We start from the raw sequence: 4,547 nt of genomic DNA on the forward strand, positions 1-4,547 counted from the left end.
GGGCGCCCTACGCGCGCGCGGTTGTCGCGCTGCGCATAGACGGAAGCGGGGAAGTTCGGCCCATCGTCCAGACCAGGAACATACCGTTCGACTACTGGAGCGAAACACATGCCTCACCATCGCCAGATGGTTCTCAGGTGGTCTGGTCGAGCAATTGGGGGGTGCCTGGCGGTCCGGTCTACGATTTCGTCGCACACCTCGACTGGCCTCGAGAGACGTCTTCGAACCATACGGAGGTAGCCGCAAATGGTGCTCATTAGCCGAATTGTGCTCGCGTCGATCGCGGCGTTCTGCACAGCGCAGTTGGCCGTAGCCGCGGATGTGGTGGGCCCTTATCAGCTTTCTCCCGGCGACACGGTCGAGGTTGGGGTTGCCTCGGTTCCCGATTGGCCGCGCCGAGCAGTGGTCCAGATGGACGGCACGATCGCGCTTCCGGAAGTCGGGATGATTTCCGTCGCCGGCCTGACCTCGACCGAATTACAGATCCGCATGGCGACGATCTTGCCTACCAAGATCTTTCACATACGCCTGTCTGATGGCGGGGAGCAGACCATCATCATCAAGCCCGATGATGTGACCGCCATCATTGCCGACTATCGCCCTGTCTATGTGACTGGCGACGTGCTTACTCCTGGACAGCAGGCCTACCGTCCGATGATGACCGTGCGACAGGCAATTGCGGTCGCCGGCGGGTACAGCCTCCTGCGTTCCAGGACCAGTCAGTCCGGCCCTGATCCGGTGGATCTGCGGCGCGACTATGAATCCCTGTGGGGGGAATACACCAAGGCCTACTTTCACGGTGCCCGCATCCGGGCCGAATTGATGAACAAGGACAGCTTCGATCCGCAGATGCCGCAAGGCTCGCCCTTGCCGGAGAGCATCGGCGCGGCTATCGCCAAGACCGAGGGAGAGGCGCTCAAGATTGCGCTCGGCGATTACCAGCAAGAGCAGCGGTTCCTTGACAAGGCCGAAAAGGACGCCGCCACGGAGGTCGAGGTGCTTACCAAGCGCCAGCAAGTGGAGGCCGACGGGGTCAAGGCTGACGAAGAGGATCTGGCGCGGGTCACCAAGCTCTACGAGGCAGGCAATTTGACCAACAACAGATTGGCGGATGTCCGGCGTGCGCTGCTGCTGTCGTCCAGCGGGGCACTTCAAACGTCAGTCGAGTTGCTGCGGACACGCCACCAGCAGGAGGATTACGCCAGGCAGCGCGAACACGATGACAATCAAAGAAGCATCGGTCTTTTGACCGACCTTAAGGAAACCGAAGCGTCGCTGGCGGAGCTCACCTCGAAACTTCACGCCGCCAGCCAGAAATTGCAGCCGAACGGGGCATCCGCGCAACCCCTGCCGATAGCCGGTGAAACGATCCAGGCCCAGGTGACCGTCATTCGCAAAGTCGGTGCTGAATGGCGAAAGCTGCCTGTCGATGAAGACGCGGCCGTGGTGCCCGGCGACACTATAGAGGTCAAGTTCGCAAGCGAACTCGAAAGCAGCGCCATCCAATGACGCGGCGCGGTTCAGCCAACGGAAAGATTTCAAGGGACGCGGCCCGTGTGAGGCGCTAGCCGGCGACGCCGCGACCCATCCCGGTTCGTCATCCTATCCCTACCCGGAGCACTCTTCGGGCTCCTATCCCCCAGCCCTCGCAAAACTCTGTTGTGCGACACTCTATCCCCAACTTGATGGGCCCGGTATGGGGCCAATCGAGAGTGGCGTCACGATTTTGCTACATTTTGCAAGGAGGGACCAATATTAGCGGGGATGAATGTTCGACAAGGATGGGGGAGCAAAGCTGCCCCCGGGAAGGTCCAGGTTGTCCATCATCATCGGCAGAGCCAATGAGATCGCTCAGCGCTTTGGCCTGAAAGACGGCAGATCATGAAGCCAACGGAGAGGCGCTCGTTCGATCTGCATAACGCGATGTTGCGCTGTGTACCGGGGCTAATCGGCGTCGGCCTGTTCTCGGCGGTCATAAACATCCTCTCGCTGACCGGCTCCATCTATATGCTTCAGGTCTACGACCGTGTTCTGCCGTCGCAGAGCGTTCCGACACTTGTCGGATTCACGATCGGCATGCTCGGCCTCTACGCGGTTTACGGACTGCTCGATTTCGTGCGGCTTCGACTGCTGGTTCGAACAGGCAGCCGCCTTCACCGCAGCCTGCAGTCCAAGGTCTTTGCGCTCTCGCTTTCCCTGCCGCTGATCAAAGGTCAGGACGCGAGCCGCGTGCAGCCGCTTCGTGATCTCGATCAATTGCGCGGCTTTCTTTCCGGGCTGGGGCCGACCGTCGTCTTCGACGCTCCCTGGATGCCGTTCTATCTGATCGTCATTTATCTGCTGCATCCCTCACTGGGGCTTTTGGCAACGGTTGGTGCGCTTGTGGTCGTGCTGGTGACGGTGGTCGCCGAGTTCCTCGGTCGCCGGCCGGCGGCTCGCGCCTCTGAAACGCTTCTTGCACAACGTAACCTTGCCGAGTCAGGCCGCCGCAACGCGGAGGTCGTGCGAGCCATGGGCATTTCAAGGCGCCTCGGCTGGCTGTGGAACGAAACCAGTCACGCCCATCTCACCCATCAGGAGCGGCTCTCCGACATTGTCGGCGCCACAAGCTCGCTGTCGAGGGCGCTGAGGATGGCATTGCAGTCTTCCGTCCTCGGGCTCGGCGCCTACCTCGTGATCGGCGGCGAGGCCTCGCCAGGAGTCATCATCGCATCCTCCATACTCCTGGGCCGGTCGCTGGCGCCGGTCGACGCGGCGATCGCGAACTGGAGAGGGTTCGTTGCCTTCCGGCAGAGCTATGCTCAACTTGCTGCTGCCCTGACTGCCTTCGGTAGCAATGTCGAGCCGATGGAACTGCCACCCCCCCAGGCCATGCTCGCGGTCGAGGAACTGACCCTAGCACCGCCGGGTCGACAGAAGCCGACCGTGATGAACGTCGGCTTCCATCTGACGAGGGGCGCGGGAATGGCCATCATCGGCCCAAGCGGCTCAGGGAAAACCACGCTCGCGCGAGCCTTGGTCGGGGTCTGGAGTCCGCTTCGTGGCACAGTGAGATTGGATGGAGCCTCGCTCGACCAATGGAACCCGGAGCAGCTCGGCGCCCACATCGGCTATCTGCCACAGGACATCGAGCTGTTCGATGGAACGGTTGCCGACAACATCTCGCGGTTCGGCGGCAACGGAGACGCCAAGGGTGTACTGGCCGCTGCCAGGGCCGCTGGAGCCGACAAGATGATCATGCGTCTGTCGGAAGGCTTTCAAACACGCGTGGGAGACGGAGGCGCGGCTCTGTCCGCCGGGCAGAGGCAGCTTGTGGGGCTAGCCAGGGCACTTTATGGCAACCCGTTTCTCGTCGTGCTGGACGAGCCGAATTCAAACCTGGACGTGGACGGCGATGCCGCTTTGGCTGCGGCGATCCTGTCGGTGCGCCAGCGCGGGGGCATCGTTATCGTTGTTGCGCATCGCCCCTCGGCCCTCGCCAACATCGATCAGGTCCTGGTGATGTCTAACGGCATGGTGCACGCCTTCGGTCCGCGCGAGGACGTGTTGGCGAACGTGATCCGGTCCGTCCCGGTTGGAGAGCGTCCCAGTTCGGTCGTCCCATCGCCAAAGGGCGTGAGCGGACATGCGTGAGGCTACGCATCATGGCTGAGGCGGCAGCTTGGCCGAATAGCCTGACGGCCGGCGCGAGCGAACGGGCGGAGGCAACGAGACCACTCGAGGTTTCTGACGGCATCCGCGCCAATCTGCTATTGGGTTTTGCGGTAACGGTACTGCTGTTCGTTGGGGCAGGTCTCTGGCTCGGGCTTGCGAAGATCGCCGGCGCGGTGATCGCGCCGGCCACCGTGGTCGTCGAGAGCAACATCAAGAAGGTCCAGCATCAGACTGGCGGCACCATTGGCGGAATCTTCGCGCAGGACGGCGATCATGTGCGGGCCGGTGATGTGCTGGTCAGGCTGGACGATACGCTCACGCGGGCAAACCTGCAGATAATCAATGGAGATCTCGATCGGGCGACCGTTCGTCTCGCTCGACTGGAAGCCGAGCGCCAGGGGTTGGCGGATATGAAGCTTCCGGCTGCTCTTCAGGCTGAAATGGGCGATCCGGACCTGGCCGGGCTGATCAAAGGCGAGCAAGCCCTGTTCGAAAGCCGTGCCGCCGCCTTGAGAGGGCAGAAGGCGCAGCTGCAAAGCCGCTCGAAGCAGCTGCAAAATCAGATCGAGGGGCTGCAGGCGCAGAAGGCCGCGACGGACGATTCGGTGGTACTGCTTGATCGGGATCGGGCCGATGTCGAAGCGCTCTACTCGAAGAAGCTGGTGGCCAAGGAACGATTGAGCAATGCCAGGCTGGAGGCGACGCGAGCCCATGGAGAGGCTGGGCGCCTAACCGCGGCGATTGCCGAGGCCGAAGCCCGGGTCAGCGAGACCGAGCTGCAGATCCTGCAACTGGACGAGCAAAAACGCAGCGACGTGACGAGCGAACTTCGCGATACGGAAGCCAAGCTGACCGAACTCAACGAGCGCAGAGTCGTGGCGCAGGACGAACTT

Annotated in this window: 3 protein-coding genes and 1 pseudogene; all 4 read left to right on the forward strand. The window is 62.2% G+C overall.

Translation table 11 applies throughout. From position 1 onward, the window contains the following. Window positions 1-260 (forward strand): annotated as a pseudogene (locus Q0L57_RS06320) (hypothetical protein); the annotation flags it as partial. Continuing rightward, window positions 247-1,509: a polysaccharide biosynthesis/export family protein gene (locus Q0L57_RS06325; protein ID WP_296739662.1), complete on the forward strand. Its 1,263-nt coding sequence runs from the start codon at window positions 247-249 to the stop codon at window positions 1,507-1,509. The pseudogene Q0L57_RS06320 and the gene Q0L57_RS06325, both read left to right, overlap by 14 nt. 372 nt (window positions 1,510-1,881) lie before the next feature. Further along, window positions 1,882-3,633: a type I secretion system permease/ATPase gene (locus Q0L57_RS06330; RefSeq protein WP_296739665.1), complete on the forward strand. Its 1,752-nt coding sequence runs from the start codon at window positions 1,882-1,884 to the stop codon at window positions 3,631-3,633. Between the two features lie 11 nt (window positions 3,634-3,644). Then, window positions 3,645-4,547, forward strand: a 903-nt coding sequence (locus Q0L57_RS06335; RefSeq protein WP_296739666.1) for a biotin/lipoyl-binding protein, incomplete at its 3' end; no start/stop codon positions are given.

Source organism: Mesorhizobium sp. (assembly GCF_024509055.1).
In the GTDB taxonomy this organism is placed as follows: Bacteria; Pseudomonadota; Alphaproteobacteria; order Rhizobiales; family Rhizobiaceae; genus Mesorhizobium.

Bases quoted from the DNA above. Each gene is read 5' to 3' on its own strand.
- Q0L57_RS06325 (WP_296739662.1), top strand. From the start codon at position 247: ATGGTGCTCATTAGCCGAATTGTGCTCGCGTCGATCGCGGCGTTCTGC.
- Q0L57_RS06330 (WP_296739665.1), top strand. From the start codon at position 1,882: ATGAAGCCAACGGAGAGGCGCTCGTTCGATCTGCATAACGCGATGTTG.